Source organism: Metabacillus lacus, from assembly GCF_009674805.1.
In the GTDB taxonomy this organism is placed as follows: Bacteria; Bacillota; Bacilli; order Bacillales; family Bacillaceae; genus Metabacillus_C; species Metabacillus_C lacus.
Genome location: NZ_WKKI01000002.1, coordinates 18,754 through 37,941 on the forward strand (window position 1 = coordinate 18,754; position 19,188 = coordinate 37,941).

Annotated in this window: 23 protein-coding genes; 3 read left to right on the forward strand and 20 right to left on the reverse strand. The window is 41.5% G+C overall.

The window, feature by feature from the left end; all coding sequences use genetic code 11:
• Positions 1 to 453: 453 nt before the first annotated feature.
• The 9 genes from GJU40_RS01380 to GJU40_RS01420 form a co-directional block, all read right to left on the reverse strand.
• Complete coding sequence (locus GJU40_RS01380) at positions 454 to 2,664, reverse strand: penicillin-binding protein (RefSeq protein ID WP_154305953.1); 2,211 nt, start codon at positions 2,662 to 2,664, stop codon at positions 454 to 456.
• A 6-nt stretch (positions 2,665 to 2,670) separates the two neighbouring features.
• A complete protein-coding gene (gene ftsL / locus GJU40_RS01385; protein ID WP_154305954.1) occupies positions 2,671 to 3,036 on the reverse strand; it encodes a cell division protein FtsL in 366 nt (121 codons plus the stop codon).
• Between the two features lie 42 nt (positions 3,037 to 3,078).
• Positions 3,079 to 4,011, reverse strand: a complete 933-nt coding sequence (rsmH, locus tag GJU40_RS01390) for a 16S rRNA (cytosine(1402)-N(4))-methyltransferase RsmH (RefSeq protein ID WP_154305955.1) — start codon at positions 4,009 to 4,011, stop codon at positions 3,079 to 3,081.
• A 72-nt stretch (positions 4,012 to 4,083) separates the two neighbouring features.
• Positions 4,084 to 4,515 carry a division/cell wall cluster transcriptional repressor MraZ gene (mraZ, locus tag GJU40_RS01395; RefSeq protein ID WP_154306185.1) on the reverse strand — a complete coding sequence of 144 codons (432 nt, stop codon included), beginning with the start codon at positions 4,513 to 4,515 and terminating at the stop codon, positions 4,084 to 4,086.
• A 123-nt stretch (positions 4,516 to 4,638) separates the two neighbouring features.
• Positions 4,639 to 6,258, reverse strand: a complete 1,620-nt coding sequence (gene bshC, locus GJU40_RS01400) for a bacillithiol biosynthesis cysteine-adding enzyme BshC (protein WP_154305956.1) — start codon at positions 6,256 to 6,258, stop codon at positions 4,639 to 4,641.
• An 87-nt stretch (positions 6,259 to 6,345) separates the two neighbouring features.
• On the reverse strand, positions 6,346 to 7,227 hold the full coding sequence (locus GJU40_RS01405) for a 2-dehydropantoate 2-reductase (protein ID WP_154305957.1): 882 nt from the start codon (positions 7,225 to 7,227) through the stop codon (positions 6,346 to 6,348).
• Positions 7,228 to 7,339: 112 nt separating this feature from the next.
• On the reverse strand, positions 7,340 to 8,881 hold the full coding sequence (locus GJU40_RS01410) for an acyl-CoA carboxylase subunit beta (protein ID WP_154305958.1): 1,542 nt from the start codon (positions 8,879 to 8,881) through the stop codon (positions 7,340 to 7,342).
• A 13-nt stretch (positions 8,882 to 8,894) separates the two neighbouring features.
• Positions 8,895 to 9,110, reverse strand: a complete 216-nt coding sequence (locus tag GJU40_RS01415) for an acetyl-CoA carboxylase biotin carboxyl carrier protein subunit (RefSeq protein ID WP_154305959.1) — start codon at positions 9,108 to 9,110, stop codon at positions 8,895 to 8,897.
• A gap of 16 nt (positions 9,111 to 9,126) precedes the next feature.
• Entirely contained in the window at positions 9,127 to 10,470 is a 1,344-nt protein-coding gene (locus tag GJU40_RS01420; RefSeq protein ID WP_154305960.1) for an acetyl-CoA carboxylase biotin carboxylase subunit, read from the reverse strand.
• Between the two features lie 248 nt (positions 10,471 to 10,718).
• Here GJU40_RS01420 and GJU40_RS01425 point away from each other — a divergent pair, with 248 nt between their 5' ends.
• Positions 10,719 to 11,189, forward strand: coding sequence for an N-acetyltransferase (locus tag GJU40_RS01425; protein ID WP_154305961.1), 471 nt, complete (start codon positions 10,719 to 10,721; stop codon positions 11,187 to 11,189).
• Positions 11,190 to 11,244: 55 nt separating this feature from the next.
• Here GJU40_RS01425 and GJU40_RS01430 read toward each other — a convergent pair whose 3' ends face one another.
• From GJU40_RS01430 to GJU40_RS01460, 7 genes are all read right to left on the reverse strand, one after another.
• Complete coding sequence (locus tag GJU40_RS01430) at positions 11,245 to 11,868, reverse strand: RsfA family transcriptional regulator (RefSeq protein ID WP_154306186.1); 624 nt, start codon at positions 11,866 to 11,868, stop codon at positions 11,245 to 11,247.
• A 113-nt stretch (positions 11,869 to 11,981) separates the two neighbouring features.
• The gene (locus GJU40_RS01435) at positions 11,982 to 12,746 is read right to left on the reverse strand and encodes an enoyl-CoA hydratase/isomerase family protein (protein ID WP_170289294.1); all 765 of its coding nucleotides are present in this window, start codon (positions 12,744 to 12,746) and stop codon (positions 11,982 to 11,984) included.
• 179 nt (positions 12,747 to 12,925) lie between these two features.
• Positions 12,926 to 13,102, reverse strand: a complete 177-nt coding sequence (gene rpmF / locus GJU40_RS01440; protein ID WP_154305963.1) for a 50S ribosomal protein L32 — start codon at positions 13,100 to 13,102, stop codon at positions 12,926 to 12,928.
• A 57-nt stretch (positions 13,103 to 13,159) separates the two neighbouring features.
• Entirely contained in the window at positions 13,160 to 13,684 is a 525-nt protein-coding gene (locus GJU40_RS01445; RefSeq protein WP_154305964.1) for a YceD family protein, read from the reverse strand.
• Between the two features lie 295 nt (positions 13,685 to 13,979).
• Positions 13,980 to 14,363, reverse strand: a complete 384-nt coding sequence (locus tag GJU40_RS01450; RefSeq protein WP_154305965.1) for a TrbC/VirB2 family protein — start codon at positions 14,361 to 14,363, stop codon at positions 13,980 to 13,982.
• A gap of 12 nt (positions 14,364 to 14,375) precedes the next feature.
• Positions 14,376 to 14,966 carry a replication-relaxation family protein gene (locus GJU40_RS01455; RefSeq protein ID WP_154305966.1) on the reverse strand — a complete coding sequence of 197 codons (591 nt, stop codon included), beginning with the start codon at positions 14,964 to 14,966 and terminating at the stop codon, positions 14,376 to 14,378.
• Positions 14,902 to 16,182, reverse strand: coding sequence for an FtsK/SpoIIIE domain-containing protein (locus GJU40_RS01460; RefSeq protein ID WP_170289295.1), 1,281 nt, complete (start codon positions 16,180 to 16,182; stop codon positions 14,902 to 14,904). Before GJU40_RS01460 ends, GJU40_RS01455 begins: the two co-directional genes overlap by 65 nt.
• Before the next feature lie 349 nt (positions 16,183 to 16,531).
• Here GJU40_RS01460 and GJU40_RS01465 point away from each other — a divergent pair, with 349 nt between their 5' ends.
• Positions 16,532 to 16,747 (forward strand): helix-turn-helix domain-containing protein, encoded by a 216-nt coding sequence (locus GJU40_RS01465; RefSeq protein WP_154305968.1) that lies wholly within the window; start codon positions 16,532 to 16,534, stop codon positions 16,745 to 16,747.
• Positions 16,744 to 17,478, forward strand: a complete 735-nt coding sequence (locus GJU40_RS01470) for a DUF4352 domain-containing protein (protein ID WP_154305969.1) — start codon at positions 16,744 to 16,746, stop codon at positions 17,476 to 17,478. The genes GJU40_RS01465 and GJU40_RS01470 overlap by 4 nt, the downstream gene beginning before the upstream one ends.
• Positions 17,479 to 17,527: 49 nt before the next feature.
• Here GJU40_RS01470 and GJU40_RS01475 read toward each other — a convergent pair whose 3' ends face one another.
• The 4 genes from GJU40_RS01475 to GJU40_RS01490 all read right to left on the reverse strand — a co-directional run bounded on the left by GJU40_RS01475 (position 17,528) and on the right by GJU40_RS01490 (position 19,180).
• Positions 17,528 to 18,301: an N-acetylmuramoyl-L-alanine amidase family protein gene (locus GJU40_RS01475; RefSeq protein ID WP_154305970.1), complete on the reverse strand. Its 774-nt coding sequence runs from the start codon at positions 18,299 to 18,301 to the stop codon at positions 17,528 to 17,530.
• Complete coding sequence (locus GJU40_RS01480) at positions 18,298 to 18,579, reverse strand: phage holin (RefSeq protein ID WP_154305971.1); 282 nt, start codon at positions 18,577 to 18,579, stop codon at positions 18,298 to 18,300. Before GJU40_RS01480 ends, GJU40_RS01475 begins: the two co-directional genes overlap by 4 nt.
• A gap of 4 nt (positions 18,580 to 18,583) precedes the next feature.
• Positions 18,584 to 18,928, reverse strand: coding sequence for a hypothetical protein (locus GJU40_RS01485; RefSeq protein WP_154305972.1), 345 nt, complete (start codon positions 18,926 to 18,928; stop codon positions 18,584 to 18,586).
• A gap of 78 nt (positions 18,929 to 19,006) precedes the next feature.
• The gene (locus GJU40_RS01490) at positions 19,007 to 19,180 is read right to left on the reverse strand and encodes a hypothetical protein (RefSeq protein ID WP_154305973.1); all 174 of its coding nucleotides are present in this window, start codon (positions 19,178 to 19,180) and stop codon (positions 19,007 to 19,009) included.
• Between the last annotated feature and the right edge of the window lie 8 nt (positions 19,181 to 19,188).

Here is a 19,188-nt window from a genome sequence, read left to right on the forward strand (position 1 = left end):
AAGGGCTGGCGCCTGGAGCTGGACAAACCGAAAAGCAGAATACCCAACCGCTTATAAATAGACGTAAATTTTCCGCTTAATGAACAATTAACATAAAAAACCTTAAATAGCCGGAGGTATTCCGTCTATTGACTTTTAATAACATGAAATAATGGTTTTTCAGCAGCATAACCGGAATTGCTCCCCTTACATTCCCTAAAACGTGCCCTCTTTTTCATTTAACCGGAATTGCTCCGCTAATTTTTCTTTCGGTGGTTAAAAACACTAAAAGAAGGACAATAGAGGCTTGTACCTTATTACACAACTGCCATTCAGTATTTGAAAATTTATAAAAGCATAGAAAAAAACTCCCCAAACGGGGAGCTGAACCTAGCTGCTAGTATTCAAATTCATTTCAGATCATTTACTTCCCGAACCAACTGAGGCGGAGGGGGTGGGACGAGGTACCCGTCCCTATGTCCCATCCTCATCAGATTCTGCTGTTTGGGAAGCCTGTCGCGCTGCTTCATTCAGGTCTTCAGGATTGTTTAGTCCTACAACCAGTTTGTCAGCTTTGCGAAGTTCTTTTCCAGCGGGTATGTTTTGAGATGCTCCATATCCACTGCCTTCGAAGGAGATATCAAGTTCCATTAGTTTGGCTAATTTCAAAATATCCCGTTTAGACCAGCCGGTGATGTCCGGCATTTTGATAGTTCCGCCTGTAGAAATGAAAACTTTTTCCCCAGGGGTAAGACGGGCATCTTCAAGCGGAAACTGACTTTCCACTCTTGAGCCGTTTCCAAGTACAACAGGTTCTGCCTTCATTTCACCGAGCTTCTTTTTAACAGAAGAGATATTTTCTCCTGTAAGATTTGCCAGACTCTTACCAGCTTCCTGTTTCTCTTTTTTATGATCTTGTTCATTCTTATCTTTGGCTTGAGGCTTGATTTCCAGGTATTGCAGGCTGTTTCTCATCACTGTGTTAAACACCGTGGAAACCGGCATCGCCCCTATTTCTGTTTCCTTCAAATTTGGCTGCTGAACAGCAACATACACAAGCAGCTGAGGATCATCCTTTGGAGCCATTCCAATAAATGAAAACAGAAAATTATCATGGCCCCTCAGATAGCCTCCATCCTGCCAGATTTGTGCAGTACCAGTTTTTCCGGCTACTTCATAGCCTTCAATTTGATAAGGCTTGCCAGTCCCTTTTTCTGAGCTGACCACAGTTTCCAGGATATCCAGCACTTCCTTAGAGGTTTTCTCGGAAATTGGCTTACTCTTTACCTTAGGCTTATTGTCTTGTACAACTTCATTCTTTTCTTCATCTACTATTTTATCAATAATATAAGGCTGCATCATATTTCCACCGTTTGCGATAGCCGTAGCTGCCTGAACTAGCTGAATTGGCGTGTAAGCAGATGCCTGGCCAAAAGCAGATGATACCTTATCTTGTTCACGCTTGTAGTTGATACTGCTGTCAGTTTCTCCAGGAAGGTCTATCCCTGTTTTTTGATCGAGCTGAAATTTGTGCAAATATTGAAAGAAGCGATCATAGCCGATTTTCTGGCTGACCAGGTTGGCAAATGCAACATTAGAAGAGCGCTGAACACCTTCATTGTAAGTAATCTCTCCCCAGCCTGTTTTGTTATGATCACGGATTACCCTGCCGCCCACCGGAAATGAACCGGAAGAGAATGTTTCGTCACCATTATACACACCCTCTTCAATTGCAGCAGCAAGAGTGAAAATTTTCATCGTTGATCCGGGTTCAAATCTGTAAGTGATACTATCATTATAGTAATTTGAAATATCTCTTGTATTGGGATTAAAACTCGGACGCTGACCCATTCCCAGAATTTCGCCCGTTTTAGGATCTGCAACCACTGCAATTATTTTTTGAGGCTGATACTCTTCCATGGCTGAATTTAATCCATCTTCTAAAAACGCCTGTATTTTTTGATCAATGGTCAGATATACCGTTTTCCCGTTCTGAGGCGGTACCACTGTTTCATCCCCATTCGGCAGTTTCCAGCCATAATGGTCGCCTTCATAAGTCATATATCCATCTTTTGACTTTAAGTAGTTGTCCAGGTTTTTTTCGAGGCCCATCTGACCGATTATTTCTCCACTTTCCTGGTTTTTCTCTGCATAGCCAATGATGTGCGATGCAAACATTCCGTTAGGATAGTAACGGATGGAGTCTCTCGAAAATGCAATTCCAGGGAGCTCCAAATCTTCTATTTCATTTTTTTGTGCCTGTGTCAGACTGCGGCCTTTCGAACCGAATTCAACCTGCTTTTTGTCCCTGGAGAGAATCTCAAAAACTTCCCGCTCCTCCATATCCAATAGAGGTGCCAGTTTTTCAGCAGTTTCCGCTGGGTCTGTCACATGCTGAGGCCTTTTCGGGTTCTGGGTAAGTTCTTCATCCAGCACGGCAAATATTCTGTAAGAAGAGGTATCCTGGGCAATAATCTCTCCATTGCGGTCTAATATAGAACCTCTTGTTCCTTCTATTACACGTTTTCGTTCATACTTTTCAGCTGCTTTTGCCGCAAGCACTTCTCCTGCAGCCTTTCCTGTTGTCTGAATATACATAAATCGGGCTGTAATGGTAAAAAAGAGCAGAACGAATATTAAACTTAATATCGCTGCTCCTCTGTTCATATTTTTATTTTTATTCATAAGCTGTCATTCCTGTATCACTTTAACATTATTTTTTTCAAGAGTTAAACCCATTTCCTTGGCTTTAGTCCAAATTCTGTCATAGTTGCTTAACTCTTTTACCTCAACCTGAAGGTCACTGTTCGTTTTTTGCTGCAGCTCCAGTTTCTGTTCAAGCTTTTGAATTTCCACATTCGTCTGGTAGGCAGCAACACTGTTGGAAATCATGCTGACAGCAGCCAGTACGACTCCTGCAATAAAGAGAACGAACAAGAACTTTTCCCCCAAAGTAATGGACCTGTTCTTTCTTATGACGACCGTCTGCTGCTGAACCTGCTGCTGTGATTGCTGCTCTTGTCTCTGCTGCTGAATTTTAACAGCTAAATTGCTCATTCTCTATACCTCCCCTGATATATACTTCTGTTCTTATATTTTTTATATTTTTTCGGCTATTCTCAGCTTTGCTGATCTGGCTCTATTATTTTCCTCCAGTTCTAGTTCTGAAGGTATTATCGGCTTTCTAGTAATAATCTTTACAGTTGGCTGGAATTCTTCTGGAATAACAGGGATGTTTCTCGGCAGCGGCGGCAACTCGCCAGCTTCCTTAAACACAGTCTTGCAGATGCGGTCTTCTAATGAATGGAAGGTAATAACGCTCACCCTTCCACCTGGTTTTAACAGATCCAGCGCCTGCTTGATTGCATCTTCAAACACTTGCAATTCATCATTCACTGCGATTCTGATAGCCTGAAAAATGCGTTTAGCAGGATGGCCGCCCTTTCTCCTTGCGGGAGCTGGAATCCCATCTTTAATTAGTTCAACCAATTCGCTGGTAGTCTCAATAGGCTTAATCTCTCTGGCCGTCTCAATTTTTCGGGCAATCTGCTTTGAAAATTTTTCTTCCCCATACTTGAAGAATATTCTCACCAGGTCATTATAATCCCATGTGTTAACGACATCGTAGGCAGTGAGATCAGCCTGCTGATCCATTCTCATGTCAAGCGGAGCATCGTGATGATAGCTGAAGCCCCTCTCTGGCGTGTCAAGCTGCGGAGAAGAAACGCCGAGGTCAAACAATATTCCATCAACCTCATGTATGCCCTGCTCATGCAGCTTTTCTTTCAAATGTTTGAAATTGCTTTTTATAAATGTTGTTCTGGCATGATAGGAAGATAATTTTTCCTTCGCATGCTGAAGTGCCGTTTCGTCCTGATCAAAAGCAATTAACCTTCCTTCACCAGACAGCTTGGATAACAGATAGCTGCTGTGTCCGGCACCCCCAAGCGTGCAGTCTACATACAATCCATCTTTTTTTACATTTAAACCATCAACTGTTTCTTCCAATAGCACTGTTTTATGTACGAACATTGTTGTTACCACCTTTACTGTATTGAACGGCTTTCAAGCCATGAGCTACTATCATTGTTTCACAAGAGATCATTATATATCAAAGTCAATCATATTTTCAGCAATTTCTTCGAATGACTCTTCCTGCTCCACAACGTAGTTTTCCCATATCTGCTTGCTCCACAGTTCAATCCTGTTTGACACTCCGATAACAACGCAGTCCTTCTCTAGTTTTGCATACTGCAAAAGTGGTGCAGCGATGTTAATTCGCCCCTGCTTGTCCAATTCTAGTTCCATAGCTCCGGAGAAAAAGAAACGGGTAAACGCTCTGGCATCTTTTTTTGTCAGCGGAAGAGTTTTTAACTTTTCTTCAATGATTTTCCACTCTTCCATGGGATAGCCGAAAAGACATTGATCCAGCCCTCTTGTTAAAACAAATGAGTCACCGAGCCCATCACGGAACTTAGCGGGTACAATCATTCTTCCTTTTGTATCTATGGTGTGATGATATTCTCCCATGAACATGCCCGCTGTCCCCACTTTCTCTCCGTAGCCCACCACTTTCCCCCACTTATCTCCACCTCTATTGTACCCTCTTTAGGAATAAAAAAAAACCCTGTATAGCACAGGATTTCAGGAAAAATTCATTTATAATCTGACAATATTATGTTTATTATTAAAGGAATATGACAATTTCATGAGATTATCAAGAAAATCAGGGCCGTATTTGTTGAAATAGTAATAAATATTCCATATTCTTTCCTGCGGCTGCCCCAATGGGACAAGAGATGTCTCAATTCTGCGGAATTTGTTTAATGAGAATTCATTTTGCAGCAGAAATTGTTTTTCAACATTCGACGCAAGAAAATCCAGCTGAGCATCAATAAATGCTTTGTTTTTAAGAAGCATCGGCTGCAGGCTTTTATCAACAATCAGCGCCTCTTCCCTCAGTTTCTTATGTATTGTTTCTATCTCCATTTTAGCATTTTCTGTAAGATCAGAGATGTCGCATTTCTTTTTACCGGCCAGCCACCCTTCTCTAAGCACTTCAATTCCATCATCAAATACTTCTGAAAGCTGCAGCCCAAGCTCATTTATATCAGTTTCAACAGACCTTTCCAAAAATGAAAAACTTTTTCTTGGAAGAACCGGAGGCATTTTCATCCCTGCTTCGCGGAAAACTCCTTTAAGTTCTGACCAGTAAGTAAATTCGCCCGGTCCCGCAAAAAAGGCCAAAGTAGGAAACAGGAACTCCTGCATTAGCGGCCGCGAGACGACATTATTGCTGAACAGTTCGGGGTGTTCTTCCGCCTCTTTCAGCAGCTCTTCCGTTGTAAAGGATTGGCCGGTGTCCCCAGCTTCAAAGACTCCATTGTTCTCTTGAAGAAGAAATCTTTCTCCTCCAATATGATAAAAGATGCTGGCACTGCCTTCCGGTATTTCCAGGATTGGAGAGTAGCCCTGCTCCCTCATCATATTTTGCTGTTCTCTCAGCGCCTCAGCTATGCTGGAAGACTGTTTAATGATCTGCTGAAACCATTGCTTCTCCAGTTTTCTTAATTGCGGGTCAGCAGAATTAAGAATGATCAGCCCCTCGTGACGGAAAAGATCCATAATCAATTCTTCAAAAAACTGAGTGTAGGTTTCTGATTTGCTGAGGTGATGTCTCACAGTTTGAAGCAGCTGTTCTGTATATTGAGTTTCACCAAAAGATTCAAATACTTCTTCAATCCATTTTTGACAATCTTTTTGATCAATGGTCAGGCTGCTAACCGGCGTTTTTGTCAGTATACGGGAAGAAACGGCTTTCTTTTTGATCCGCTTTTCTTTCTGAACAAAAACATGATTAACTTCAGCAAAATCATGATCTTCTCCCGCAACCCAGAAGACAGGCACAACGGGAATATTCAATTCCTGTTCCTGCTGTTTTGCAAAAACAATGACTGAGAGTATCTTATGTATAGTATAAAGCGGCCCCGTTAATAATCCCGCCTGCTGTCCGGCAATTACTGTGACAGAGTCCGCTTCGGAAAGCTTTTCAATGTTTTTCATCGCAGCAGGACTGTTGAACCGTTTATGATAACTTCTTAAATAGGAGACAAGTGAGCTTCTGTCGATTTCTTTTTCTTTCAGCTCTGCTGCCCTTTGCCGGTAGACATCCTTGTTCAGAATGTTATAATCAAAAAAGTTTTCTGTATGTAATTCTCCCGCAAATAAATCACTGATTAATCTATTCTTCGAATGGAGCGTTAGTTCGAAGGTCTCCATACTTGTACTTCCTTTCTCACACCTTTAATATATTCCGAAAAGAGTATAGCATCATTATATACTTTTGTTAAAGATTTGGACTCGGGCCTAAGAGGTTTCTTTTCCTTTTATACTTCTATATAAAAAGACAATGATCGGTGCATTTGTCTCCGGAAATGGTGACAACTTAATCAAATAGCCGAGAATCGCATCAATTTCAGTTACTCTCCCACTTTGAATATCTGCCAGCATAGAGGAAACATTATGATGAGTTTTTGCACAGATTTCCTGTACTTTATCCCATGACTTTTCTTTATCCGTAAGTTTTAAAATAGCAAACGCTTCTTCAAACACACTTCTCATCATTAAGTTGTACTGTGAGTTTGAGATCAATTCGCCATTTTTAATACCAAGCAGGGCCGTTAAAGGATTGATGCAAGTATTTATGAGAAGCTTTTCAGCAAGCATGACCCGGCAGTTCTCTTTCCATTGAAAAGGAAAAGCGGGACTGTCCAATTGCAGTGCCAACTCCTCAGCTGCCCCGGTACCAAAACTGCCGAGATTTGTTTTTCCCATCCCAGTATGCTTGACAGTATTCTCACTTTCCTTCCTCGCACCGTGCTCCACGACACCTGCATAGCAGTCGTGCTGTTGGGAAAGCTCCTTTAATATAGAAAGGTGGTCCATGCCATTTTGCAGGAAAAGTAATTTTTTTCTCTCCCTACACCCTTTAAGCGATGCAGCAATTTCTTTTAACTGATATTGCTTTACGGCCACAATTAAAAACTCTTCCTGATAATTATCGGAAGTATCTGCTGAGATCTTTCTTTGTCTATTATCCCCGGTCAAGTTCTTAAGGACAATGCCATCCCTGTTTAGGGCTTCAGCCTGCTCTTTTCTCCTTGTATAAAGCCGTACTGAATGATTTTCACTTAAATGGAAGCCGAACAGCAGTCCAATGGCTCCTGATCCTATAATTCCAATTTCCATGATATCGCCTCTTTTTAGTCTCTCCCTATCTTATCATGAGAAAGGATGAAAAGAAAAAGAACCAATAACGGCTGCAGCGTTATTGGTTCTTGCTATTTCATCCTTTGAATGTTTATACAGGGTACACAGGATGTTTGCGGGTGCTGAAATGAAGTTCTTTGGATTCGTAGCTGTCAAATCTCTCTATCAGCGCATCACGAAGACGGTTTGGCGCCACAATGTCATCGACAATCATCTCGGACGCAAGTTTATAAATGTCAATGTGTTCTTTATATTCCTGCTGTTTTTGCTGTACATACTCCGTTCGCTTCTTAGGGTCTTCAATTTCATTAATTTTATTGGAATAAACAGCATTCACAGCCGCCTCCGGACCCATAACAGCAATCTGCGCCGTCGGCAGAGCGATGCAGCAATCAGGTTCAAATGCAGGACCTGCCATGGCATACAGCCCCGCACCGTAGGCTTTTCTGATAATGACAGAGATTTTTGGTACAGTTGCTGAGCTCATAGCTGCGATCATTTTGGCTCCATGGCGTATGATCCCGGCCCTTTCAACCTTTGTCCCAATCATAAATCCAGGAATGTCGGCAAGAAAAAGCAAAGGAATATGAAAAGCATCGCAAAGCTGGATAAATTTAGCTGATTTATCAGCTGAGTCCACAAATAATACTCCACCCTTTACTCTGGGCTGATTGGCGATAATGCCTACAGTTCTTCCGTCAATTCTGGCCAGACCGGTAATCAGTTCTGCAGCAAACAGCTTTTTAATTTCAAAAAAGCTCCCTTCATCTATTAGGGAATAGATCGCTTCATACATGTCAAATGGTGCATTTTGATTTTCAGGGACAATCTCTGCCAGAGATCTTCCAGAAATGGGTTCTGCACTTTCGGCCGGAAGAGTTTTCTCCTTAAAATTTCGAGGAAAATACGTTAAATAACGGCGGGCTTCCAGTATTGCCTCTTCTTCAGACTCTGCAAGCAGATCACCGCAGCCGCTGACTGAACAGTGCATTCTGGCTCCTCCCATTTCTTCGAGTGTCACTTTCTCTCCAATGACTTTTTCAGCCATCCTTGGAGAACCGAGATACATTGAAGCATTGCCGTCAACCATGATCACGATGTCGCAGAAAGCCGGTATATACGCCCCTCCTGCAGCTGAAGGTCCGAACAGCAGGCAGATTTGCGGAATAACGCCTGACAGCTTTACCTGATTGTAAAAGATTCTGCCGGCTCCGCGCCTGTTTGGAAACATGTCAATCTGATCAGTAATTCTTGCTCCTGCCGAGTCCACAAGATAAAGCAGAGGAACCTGCAGTTTTTCTGCGGTTTCCTGTATTCGAATAATTTTTTCAACCGTTCTCGCTCCCCAGGATCCCGCTTTCACAGTAGCATCATTGGCCATCACACAAACTGTCTGCCCGTTTATTTTTCCGGTACCCGTAACGACACCGTCGGCAGGAAGATCTTCAGCATTGCAATTGGCAAATTGACCGTCTTCTGTATATTTTCCATTGTCAAACAGCCTGTTCAGCCGATCCCTTACAAACAGTTTGTTTTGGGTTTTGAGTTTTTCATGATATTTTGGGTGGCCCCCTGTTTCAATTTCCGCTTTTCTTTTACGAAGTTCCTGTTCAAGCTCTGCTGTTTGTACCATGTTTCTCCCCCCTTTAAGTTGTGAGTGTTGCCAGTACATCTCCCTCATTCACAAAATCCCCGATGTTAACATTCAATTCGGTAATTGTGCCTGATGATGGTGAATCGATCGGAATTTCCATTTTCATTGATTCTAAAATAATAACATCTTGTCCCGCTGACACTTCGTCCCCCGCTGACACTAATACATTCAATACAGTACCTGCCATGCTTGCTGTAATCTGGCTCATTTCCAATCCCCCTATGCTATTTCACTAGTGATTTTTGCTGTAAATAAGAAGTTGTATAGCTGCCTGACAAATATTGCTCTTCCCCCAGAAGGTGCAGGAACAAGGGCAGATTTGTTTTAATTCCTTCCACTTTAACCTGCTCCAGCAGCTGACGCGCTTTTTTCAAGGTGTGATCCCGGCTTTCTCCATGGACAATAACCTTGGCTATCATGGGATCGTAAAACGGAGAAACTGTATTTCCCTGCTGATAGGCAGCATCAACCAGGAAGCCCTCTTTGCTTTCAGGATATGTAAACACTTCAACTTTCCCCGGAGAAGGAAGAAATTTGACCGGATCTTCAGCATAAAGCCTGAATTCAACAGCAAAGCCCCTCTGTTGAATATCCTCTTGTCCCAGCGGCAGCATCTCGCCCCTTGCGACAAGTATCTGCCATTTCACAAGATCCAGATTTGTAACCATTTCAGTTACTCTATGTTCCACCTGCAGCCTTGTGTTCATTTCAAGAAAATAAAACTGCTGCTGTTCATCGACGATAAACTCAATGGTTCCTGCATTTTCATAAGATACATGCTTTGCAGCGTTAACAGCGGCCTTAAACATGTTTTCTCTCGCTTCAGCTGACAGAAAAGGTGACGGAGATTCTTCAACCACTTTTTGATTGCGCCTTTGAATCGAACAGTCGCGATCAAACAAATGCAGAATATTGCCGTGTGAATCCCCAAATATTTGAACTTCTATGTGGCGCGCATTTTCAATGTATTTCTCTATAAAAACTTCATCATTTCCAAAGTAGCTTTTTGCCCTGGTACGGGTAGATTGATATGCTTTTACAAGCGATTTTTCATCCGCGCATAGCTGCATACCGATGCCGCCGCCCCCCCCGCTCGCTTTCAGCATAACAGGATAACCGATCTTACCGGCTGTTTCGCACGCTTCTTCAACTGTTGAAACGCCTGTCTCGCTTCCGGGAACCACTGGCACTCCCGCTTCTTTCATAGAATTACGGGCCGCGACTTTATCACCCATAAGAGACAGCAGATTAGATTTAGGACCTATAAATACAATTCCTTTCTTCTCGGCGCCCTCAGCAAATGCTGCATTTTCTGAAAGAAAGCCGTACCCCGGGTGAATAGCGTCTGCACCCTCTCTTTCAGCTAGAGCTAAAATTTCATCTGCAAGCAAATATGATTTAAGAACAGGCGGCTCACCAATTCGGAAAGCATAATCAGCTTCGCTCACATAAGGCAGCTCTTTATCAGCATCTGAGTATATTGCGATGGTTTCGATTCCAAGCTCCCTGCATGTTTTTATAATCCGGGATGCAATTTCTCCCCTGTTTGCAATCAGTATTTTCTTCAAAAACATCCCTCCCCATCTTATGAAAATCCCTTTGCAATACAATAATTTCTACAATATTTTTCAATATCCTTCTTTATTTTTGAAAGCGTTTCCCAAAAGGTGATTTTTTGATAAAATATATTTATATAAAATACTCAGTTTTTTAAATATTATTAAGATTTTGTCATTACAGTCATTCATTTAGTATAATGAAGGCAGCACGCTCCATATAGAAAGAGCGGCAAGATGGCATGAGAGGGGATAGCTGGATGCATCAGGTACAAAAATTGCTGATCAACTATAAAACGCTGGAAGAATTTAAGAAATTCAAGGAGTATGGACTGCAGGAACTGTCCATGCTTGAAGATCTTCAGGATAATATGATTGAAAATGACAGTGTTTCACCTTTTTACGGAATCTATTACGGAGATAAGCTTGTCGCCCGTATGAGCCTTTATACGGTTTCTAAGGCAGAGGACCGGTATTTTTCTCCCCCGCAGGACTATCTTGAGCTGTGGAAGCTTGAAGTACTGCCGGGCTATCAGCGCCTGGGGTTTGGACAGTCGCTGGTAGAATACGCGAAATCTTATGGACTTCCTATTAAAACAAATCCAAGAGTAAAATCCGCAGATTTCTGGTCAAAAATGCAATTTACAACTGTAAAATATGACATGGACCGTGACAAAGGAGAAAACCCGCTGATCTGGCATCCGTCAGGTTTTCTAGAAAAAGCTGAGTAAAGGTTGGTTCATACATTCTGTGCAAAAAAGTAAAGGACTGCATGTTTGCAGTCCTTTACTTTTGAACACTTTCTAAATTGCTGCTGCGATCAAGCTGGAATTTGACCTTCCTGCTTCTTTCATCCTCCTGCAGTACAACCATTTTTCTTGCCCTTTCCATTATTTCAATCAGGGCTTTATAATCCTGCTCTATTCCCTGCAGACTGTTCAGCAGCGTTTGTCTCTCCTGCTCAAGTCTTGAAATTTCTTTTTCAAGCGCACGGCATTTCTCCTTCAGTGCTTCATTTTCTCCCCTTAAATCTGTAAAACTTAACGCAGATTCATACCTTTTTAGGGATGCAATGATGTCTTCCATTGACAGCTGCTCAAGAGTTTTCCTTTCATGTACAACAGCTTGCACATCTCCTTGGAGCTGTTCAGAAGCACTGGCAGGTTCATGAGGCCCTGATTTTCTCAGCTCTTTTCTTTGTTTCTTGGCAACCTCTATTCCGGTTTTATATTGCTTCCGGACAAAGGAGTTCCAGCGAAACCCGCAGGCTGCTGCAGTCCTTGTCAGTTTTCTGCCAACTTCCTCAAACGCAGCCAGCTGGGTACCGCCATCCCTTATGTGCCGAAGCACCACTTCTGCCAGCAGCAGATCCTCATCTTGTGACCAAGCATCCTGCCTTGTTGTTGTCATCATCATCCCTCCAATATCCATATCGTAAAAGTAACTGTGATATATACATATGCGGATAATAGAGTAGATAGACTAATCTTTATTGCAGCAGAGCGCTTGTGTTCAAGACAGGGTCATTTACGCCGGGAAAATTTCTCTACTGCATCGGTATGTTCTTTGCTTTCCCACAGTCTGGAACACGAAAGAATTTCCTGTTCCATCCGGCTCCATAAGTCGGAATTGCTCCATCTTTCAGTTGCAATCCGCTTATATGCTCCGGCGACAATGCTGCTTGTGTTTAGAAGATTATGTATATATCTTTGTGCTTCCCCCTGAAAATCCTTCTCGGGGAGAATTTCGGAAAAAAAACCGGCGTTTTTTGCTTCTAGTGTTGTATACTTCTTCGAAGACAGAAGAAATTCAATCGCCCTATGATGAGGAAGCTTTTCAAATAAAAGTGTACCTCCTCCCCAGCCGGTTGTTATGCCAAGCTGACCCTGGATAAATCCAGCAAAAGCACCTTCTTTTCCTATTCTTATATCACATGCAGCCGCAATTTCACACCCTCCTCCAACCGCAGTTCCGTTCAATACCGCAAATGTAGGAAGGGAAAGCATATTCAGTTCATACAATATTTTCCCCATTCTTGACAGCATTTCATATGCTTCCGGCTGAGTGGTAATACTGTGAAACGCAGAAAGATCTCCTCCTGAACAGAACGTTCTATCCCCGCTCCCCGTCACAATCACGGCTCTGAGATCTTTCATTGCTTGTATGCGGCTGATCGCTTTCTCCAGTTGATCCATTACCTCAAAATCAATTGCATGATGAACTTCAGGCCTGTTCAGCTTGATCTCGAAAATTCCTTCTTCCTTAAGTCCAGCAATGACTTTTACCATCTTCATCATCCCCTTTATTTTTTATTATACATGTCTCTCATTTCTGATGCTGAATTCCTTCATGAAAGAATTTAAAAAAGGAATCAGGAGAGAACTTTGCTTTACAATAAACAGCAGGCTTCAGAAAAACAGCAGCACAAAAAAAGCACCTGACAGAGTCAGATGCTTTCTTCGCAGTATTAGTCGTTGCTTGCAACTTCTTTACCTTTGTATGATCCGCATGCTTTACATACACGGTGTGAAAGTTTCATTTCACCACAGTTTGGGCATTCTACCATACCAGGCACTGATAATTTAAAATGAGTACGACGCAGTCTTTTTCTTGTTTTAGAAGTTCTTCTAAAAGGTACAGCCATTTATTCCCACCTCCTTACAGAGTATCACTATATCTTTGTTAAGTACGAAGCTGAAAGCTATTTGCTTTCATCATCTTTATCGAAGAATTGCGCCAAACCAGCAAGCCTCGGATCAATTTTGTTCCGGTTTTCCTCTTCGGAAACCAGCTTCCAATCTTTCCCCTCCTGAGGTGCGGCTCCTTCTTGATCAACAGATTCACTAAAAACCTGTATTGGAATTTCAAGGAGTACAGCTTCTTCAAGTACTGGTGTTAAATCTACTGTATCGCCGTTCACCAGGTGAACTTCCTCTTCATCCATTTCATAATCTGAAGGTTTCAATAAAAATGTTTCTGTCGTTTGAACATTGAACGGATAAGGTACATCCACTAACGTTCTGGAGCAAGGCAGAACCATTGTTCCCTGAATTTTAAGATGAAAAGTTACTCTTGTCGAACCTACGTCCGCTCTGCCGGTAACACGTACAGGAGAAATATCCCGAAGCTCGGCATGCTTCTGTACCAATCCGGAAAGATCAGCTGTTTCATCCAATTCAAATCCCTTGCCAATAAACTGTTTTAGTTGACTAACTGTCCAATTCAATTCCTATCACCTCAAGGCAACAAAGGTAATTATAGCTTTCACAATAGTATTTGTCAATATTTTTTCTTTACACCCTCAATAGTGCATTGGATGCTATGTTTTGATATATCAACACATTATTGTGTTTTCCTTTTAACTATTATGTCCTATATTGCATAGTTTGAAAAGAGTGTGTGGACAAATTTGTGGTCAGTGTGGTCATATGTTATAATCATTTTATAAGTAGTACTGGCGGGTACTCTATGCATAAGTTCTTATTTAGTAACTTTCCTGGGGGGAGGTTATTTTTTTGCTCTTAAAACGTCTTTGCAACTTCCACTAACATTTTCATCCCAAGCGGAACCATTTGCACAATGATATAGCCCATCCCGGCATTAGTGATTAAAGCTAAACCCTTTTCTTTATTGCCGATCATCCACACTATCCCTCCACACATCATTACAATTAAGCCAATCGGATATGATATACCTAAAACAAGATCAACAATTGGATCAAAAGCAGTAACAGTTCTTTCTGTGATAACTCCAGTTAATGCACCCGCAGCTGCAGGCTTAGAAAGTAACAGCGGATAAAGTGATATGCTGGCCATTGCAGAAAGAGCTGCTTTTTCTTTCTTTTTAAGCTTCCATTCTCCGGACATAAACTCTTTAACAGTACCTACAGTTTGAATTTTCGCCATTATAAACTCCCCTTAATTGAACTCAGCTGCTGTGAAAACATGAGAATGCATTCCGGCAGAAAGTTCTTTGATTTTTTTTCTTCGATATTCGGTCATCGTGATCCAGATAAAACGCGGGCTGCTTTTGAAAACTCCGAGCTCCAATAGTTTTGTGTACTTTTCCAGCTTCTTTGCGTTCTTAGCCATAGTTTGTGTATGGTCTACTTCCACAATGTTTAGTGTACCTTCCTCGTCATAAAAAATGGCATCAGCTACGACAGACACTTGTTTATTCACCTTCAATCTTGTTTCTGATTTCCAGGTTTCAGGCTGCCCAAAAGCGATATACAAAGAATTCCGCATTATAAAATGCCTGGCTTGCAGTGTTTTAGCTCTCGGCTTGCCGCCCACAATAGACCTGCCTGCAGCATTTAAGTAATAAACGTTTTCTCCATCCCTAAAGCATTCAACATAAGGAGATAGTTCCTTGAGAACCTTCTGAGCGTTGCGCTCACCTCCAAGATTGTGGAGGACCTGCAACTGGGACCTTGTTAAGTAATCAAGCTTCTTCAATGATAAGAGTATGTTTGTGTTCCTTTCTGTTTTCAGAATGGCTTTTCGCATCCGGATCTTCCTTTCTAGGACGTATATTAATCAAAGGAGCAATAGTGTTCCGAATTTCTTCTTCAGGTATAAAGGCTGATTGTATAACATGCCTTGTATCTGTCTGATAGATTGCCCGGCCCTTTACCCGCGGCAATGCCTCTGCTCCCTCTTCATCCAGAACCACCCTAGAAGCCACAGCATTTCGCACCCTGAAGCAAAGCTTCGCATCGCTGTTTTGCTTGCACTGTCTCGGTATAACGTCTCCTGTGGGGTACTGAGTGGCTAGAATCTGCCTGAAACCAAGTCCGGCTCCCAGCCTTGCAATTTTACTCATATACATTTGGCATGCTTCCTTGAGCTTTCTTTCATCTTTAGTGACGGCTTCAGCAGGATTCAACTCCCCAACTTCATCTATGATGATGAAATGCCGTTGGTTTATGCCGGCATCTTGGACCTTTTTCTTGCCCATTCTCCGGAGGTGTTGCTGCATGTTCTTCATATCAATGTAAGCATTCTCCAAAGCTTCCAGGGCTTCCTCTGGCTCGTAGGCTACTCTTTTAACTTGTTTCACACCGTCATAGTCCGAGAACTCCACGCCGCCTTTCAGATCAATTAAGGTGAACGTGACATCATCCAGCTGATTTTTAAGCAAGGTTACTATCAATGAATTTAAGTAGTTAGATTTTCCGTACCGGGTGCCGCCGCCCACAACCATGTGTGGAATTTCTTCAAAATCATGCTTTATTAAATGATTACTTCGATCTAACCCCACTGGCACTTTCCACCCCTTAACTCGAATCAGTAAGTCTTGATCATATAGTACGTTCGTTTTCATCTTTTCATTGAAAACCTTAATCTTTAAAAAACCATCCCAACTCAGTTCAACTTCTTTGTATTTTTCTTTTTTGTCCTTCAGGAGCTGCTTTATCTGCTTGATAATATCCGGCCTGATTCTGAGTTCACTTAAATCTGACCATTGCAAGATCAAATCCTTTGCATTCAGTCCGTCTTGGAGAGTATGCAACTTGTTCTGAAAATCCTTAAAAGAGAGCCCTAACGGAATTCGGTAAACATACTCCATGCCCCACTCTTTTTTTGTTCTTCTTTTCAACTGAATTGTTTCTCCATGCTTGTTTGTAAGACCGGCATTAGCACAAATGGTCTGAATCTTTTCAGCATCATTTCCTGATCCTTTTGCTTTTATTTGTGCAGCTAAAATTATTCCACCCATCATCACTGAACTCACCACCTCGAAAATCAAAGGCCCCACCACCTTTCTTTTAATATCCAATAGGATAGTTTCAAGTTAAACGAATAATTGTGGACGAATAGTAACCTGTAATTTATAAGAGTTTCTTAATTCGTTAATGAATTCGCCATACGAATTTTAAAAAGAATGTCTGAACGAAACGGAAAGACTAGAAACCACTTTCAACTTTGTTTGATTTTCCGAACTACCAACCGAATTTACATCCGCAATTAACTTTATGGGCAAATGTCATTTATAATGCCTGTACTAATAAATATAATTTACGAAAAGGATAATTTTAATTTCTGTAGAATATATATAGCGGTGATGTAGAATGAAATTAAAAAGCAACATCGGAAGGTTAATCAAAGAAAGTGGCCTAAGGGATGAAATTTTCAGGGAAAGCTTGAACGTTAAGCAGCACCAATTAAGGAAAATCAAACTAGGTGAGAGTTTTCCCACAGTCCCTAAACTGTTTTTACTGGCCAAGATTTTGAACTGCAGTGTAGATCAGCTTTATGATGTAATTAAAGAGGGGGAAATCGAATGAAGAAATTGGCATGCGGATTAGTATTAAGTGGAGTATTGGTTTTGACAGCTTGTGGAGGGAATGAAGGAGCAACAACACCTGCACCTGCTGATCAGTCTCCTAAAACACAGGAAACAGCTAAAGAAGAAGCACCGATGGAAGAAGTGCCTAACACAGAAGAAGAAAGCACTGAGGGTGAATCTTTAAGCGAACAAGATAATGGAGAAATGTATGAAGAAGGTTTTGGCAAAATGAAAGCCATCGGTGTGGGTTATAGTGAAGAAGCCGGAATTGACGGAACTGATTCACCGGTAAAACCAATTAGCATGGGTACAATGAATCTATATATAAACAGTGTCGGCATTGTAGATGTGGAACCAGAGGAAGAAATGAAGTATATATTTAATGAACAAGATCAAGTCCGGGCAATTATCGTTGACATGAAAGCAGAAAACACATCAGACAAGGACATCACCTTTAACCCTAATCAGTCCATAATTGTAACAGATACCGGAGAGCAGCTTGAATCAGAAATGATGTTTATGGGTGAAGCCGGAGGGGACTTTTTAGGCAAAGTGGCCAAAGAAGGTCAAACTTGGTGGCTTGTGAAGAACCTAGATAAAGATATTAAGAAATTAACATTAGTAGTCAGCGCTCCTTTTTCCACAGATGACTGGGAGGATGTAGGGGAAGAAAAACGCATTGAATTTGAAGTATTAACTTGGGAAGAATCAAAACAAAAAAACAATTGATAACATTAATAAAAAAAGCCCCTCTCGATTATGAGAAGGGCTTTTTTAGTTACCTGGCTTTGATCTCGCCGGATTCAATTTTCTTGATAAGCTGTGTAAGTGTTGAGATTAGCAGAACTTGAGATTCATCATAAATCTCTTCAGCATATCCTTTTTTCACAATTCCTTTGTTTTCTAAGAAAGTCACAGCGTTTTTCTGTGGATTAGTTAATTTAATTACTGATTTTGTTGGAGTAATAGACACGCCTTTCACCTCTCTTTTTCTTTTAAGTTTATAAACTTCCACAAGACCTTCCACTATTGCAACAGCACACGACAATCTGTACGGTTCAGTCTTTAATAATGCTGCTTCATTCCTATTTGTCATAAATCCACATTCCGGTAGCACACTCGGCATCTTCGCTTCGCGTACCATATGAAAGCTTGCTTTTTTAACACCTCTGTCCCTTAATCCCGTTTGTGCAACTAATCTCTTGTGAATGGCATTAGCAATTCGTAGGGACTGTTCAGAAGGTGAAGTGTGCACAAAGGTTTCAACTCCTTCAGCATTGTGCCATCCTCCTTCTCCAAATGCATTGGCATGAACAGATACAACTACATCAGCACCCCATCTGTTTGCATGCTCAGTTCTTTTGCCGAGAGGAATATCAATCTTACCTGTTGGATCATGAGAGAATTGCACCTGTACATCCTCATACTGTTCCAACATTCCTTTAGCAATTTCTGTAACGCGGCTGTTGAATTCCCATTCTCGCATAGATCCATCAGGTGTCCTTTTACCAGGCGTATTATAGCCATGTCCAGCATCTAAAATAATCTTCATAAATAATACCCCTCTCTTGGTTCATCATATTTTAAGGCGCGGTTACTGTCCTGCAGTCCCTTTGTGGTTGGATCCTGGACAACTCCTAGAGTAGCCAGCACCCCAAAGATGGCATTTACCAGCAAATACACCCAGTCTCTCATGGCTTCTGTCAGTTGAAAATCCGTAATGCCGGCTGCATGGGCCCCCACCAATAAAACTTGGGCCAAAATAAAAAGTTGTGACACAAAGGACACAACCCACAGTTTATTATTAAATCTAACTTTCCAGTTAATCATGTTATCATCCTCCAAATACGTTCGATATTTGTTCCCAAAAGGCTACAATCCCAATCAAGACTCCGACAATTCCACCGCCACCCACCAACCCAAGTATGATGTCTTTTTTGCTAGTTATCTTTGTTGTCTGAATGCCATACATGTGCTCAAGTAACCGTTGGTTCATTGCGTTTTGATCATTAAGCATGCTCTTTGTTGAACTAAATTCAGTGAGCAAAGTGTTTTTCATGTCCAACTGCCCTCTTTCAAGGTCATTGATCTTTAAGGACAAAGTTCCATAATTCTGTTCTAAAGCTGAAATACGTTCTTCATGGTTGTCCAAGCGATGTGGCATGTCCATCTCCTCCAATTCGCTCCCCCCTATGGCTCTATATTTTCTGTGAAAGAGGTTATACTTACATATACCACCTCCCTAGATAAATAAGGCTTATTTAGCCTTTTTTACTTCATCTATTTGGTTCTTCAACAACGTATTTTCTTCTTCAAGTTCCTCAGTTTTAGCAGACAGTAATGCATTCAGTTGAATTAAATTAGCAGCTTGCATTGTTAACTTTTGAATAACCCTGTTAGCATCTTTGATTTGGATTTGATTTTGTTCCATGTTTTAAC

Excerpts from the sequence above, each read along its gene's own strand:
- GJU40_RS01380 (WP_154305953.1), bottom strand. The coding sequence starts at position 2,664 with ATGAATAAAAATAAAAATATGAACAGAGGAGCAGCGATATTAAGTTTA.
- ftsL (WP_154305954.1), bottom strand. The coding sequence starts at position 3,036 with ATGAGCAATTTAGCTGTTAAAATTCAGCAGCAGAGACAAGAGCAGCAA.
- rsmH (WP_154305955.1), bottom strand. The coding sequence starts at position 4,011 with ATGTTCGTACATAAAACAGTGCTATTGGAAGAAACAGTTGATGGTTTA.
- mraZ (WP_154306185.1), bottom strand. The coding sequence starts at position 4,515 with ATGTTCATGGGAGAATATCATCACACCATAGATACAAAAGGAAGAATG.
- bshC (WP_154305956.1), bottom strand. The coding sequence starts at position 6,258 with ATGGAGACCTTCGAACTAACGCTCCATTCGAAGAATAGATTAATCAGT.
- GJU40_RS01405 (WP_154305957.1), bottom strand. The coding sequence starts at position 7,227 with ATGGAAATTGGAATTATAGGATCAGGAGCCATTGGACTGCTGTTCGGC.
- GJU40_RS01410 (WP_154305958.1), bottom strand. The coding sequence starts at position 8,881 with ATGGTACAAACAGCAGAGCTTGAACAGGAACTTCGTAAAAGAAAAGCG.
- GJU40_RS01415 (WP_154305959.1), bottom strand. The coding sequence starts at position 9,110 with ATGAGCCAGATTACAGCAAGCATGGCAGGTACTGTATTGAATGTATTA.
- GJU40_RS01425 (WP_154305961.1), top strand. The coding sequence starts at position 10,719 with ATGCATCAGGTACAAAAATTGCTGATCAACTATAAAACGCTGGAAGAA.
- GJU40_RS01430 (WP_154306186.1), bottom strand. The coding sequence starts at position 11,868 with ATGACAACAACAAGGCAGGATGCTTGGTCACAAGATGAGGATCTGCTG.
- GJU40_RS01435 (WP_170289294.1), bottom strand. The coding sequence starts at position 12,746 with ATGGTAAAAGTCATTGCTGGACTTAAGGAAGAAGGAATTTTCGAGATC.
- rpmF (WP_154305963.1), bottom strand. The coding sequence starts at position 13,102 with ATGGCTGTACCTTTTAGAAGAACTTCTAAAACAAGAAAAAGACTGCGT.
- GJU40_RS01450 (WP_154305965.1), bottom strand. The coding sequence starts at position 14,363 with ATGGCGAAAATTCAAACTGTAGGTACTGTTAAAGAGTTTATGTCCGGA.
- GJU40_RS01455 (WP_154305966.1), bottom strand. The coding sequence starts at position 14,966 with ATGCGAAAAGCCATTCTGAAAACAGAAAGGAACACAAACATACTCTTA.
- GJU40_RS01460 (WP_170289295.1), bottom strand. The coding sequence starts at position 16,182 with ATGATGGGTGGAATAATTTTAGCTGCACAAATAAAAGCAAAAGGATCA.
- GJU40_RS01465 (WP_154305968.1), top strand. The coding sequence starts at position 16,532 with ATGAAATTAAAAAGCAACATCGGAAGGTTAATCAAAGAAAGTGGCCTA.
- GJU40_RS01470 (WP_154305969.1), top strand. The coding sequence starts at position 16,744 with ATGAAGAAATTGGCATGCGGATTAGTATTAAGTGGAGTATTGGTTTTG.
- GJU40_RS01475 (WP_154305970.1), bottom strand. The coding sequence starts at position 18,301 with ATGAAGATTATTTTAGATGCTGGACATGGCTATAATACGCCTGGTAAA.
- GJU40_RS01480 (WP_154305971.1), bottom strand. The coding sequence starts at position 18,579 with ATGATTAACTGGAAAGTTAGATTTAATAATAAACTGTGGGTTGTGTCC.
- GJU40_RS01490 (WP_154305973.1), bottom strand. The coding sequence starts at position 19,180 with ATGGAACAAAATCAAATCCAAATCAAAGATGCTAACAGGGTTATTCAA.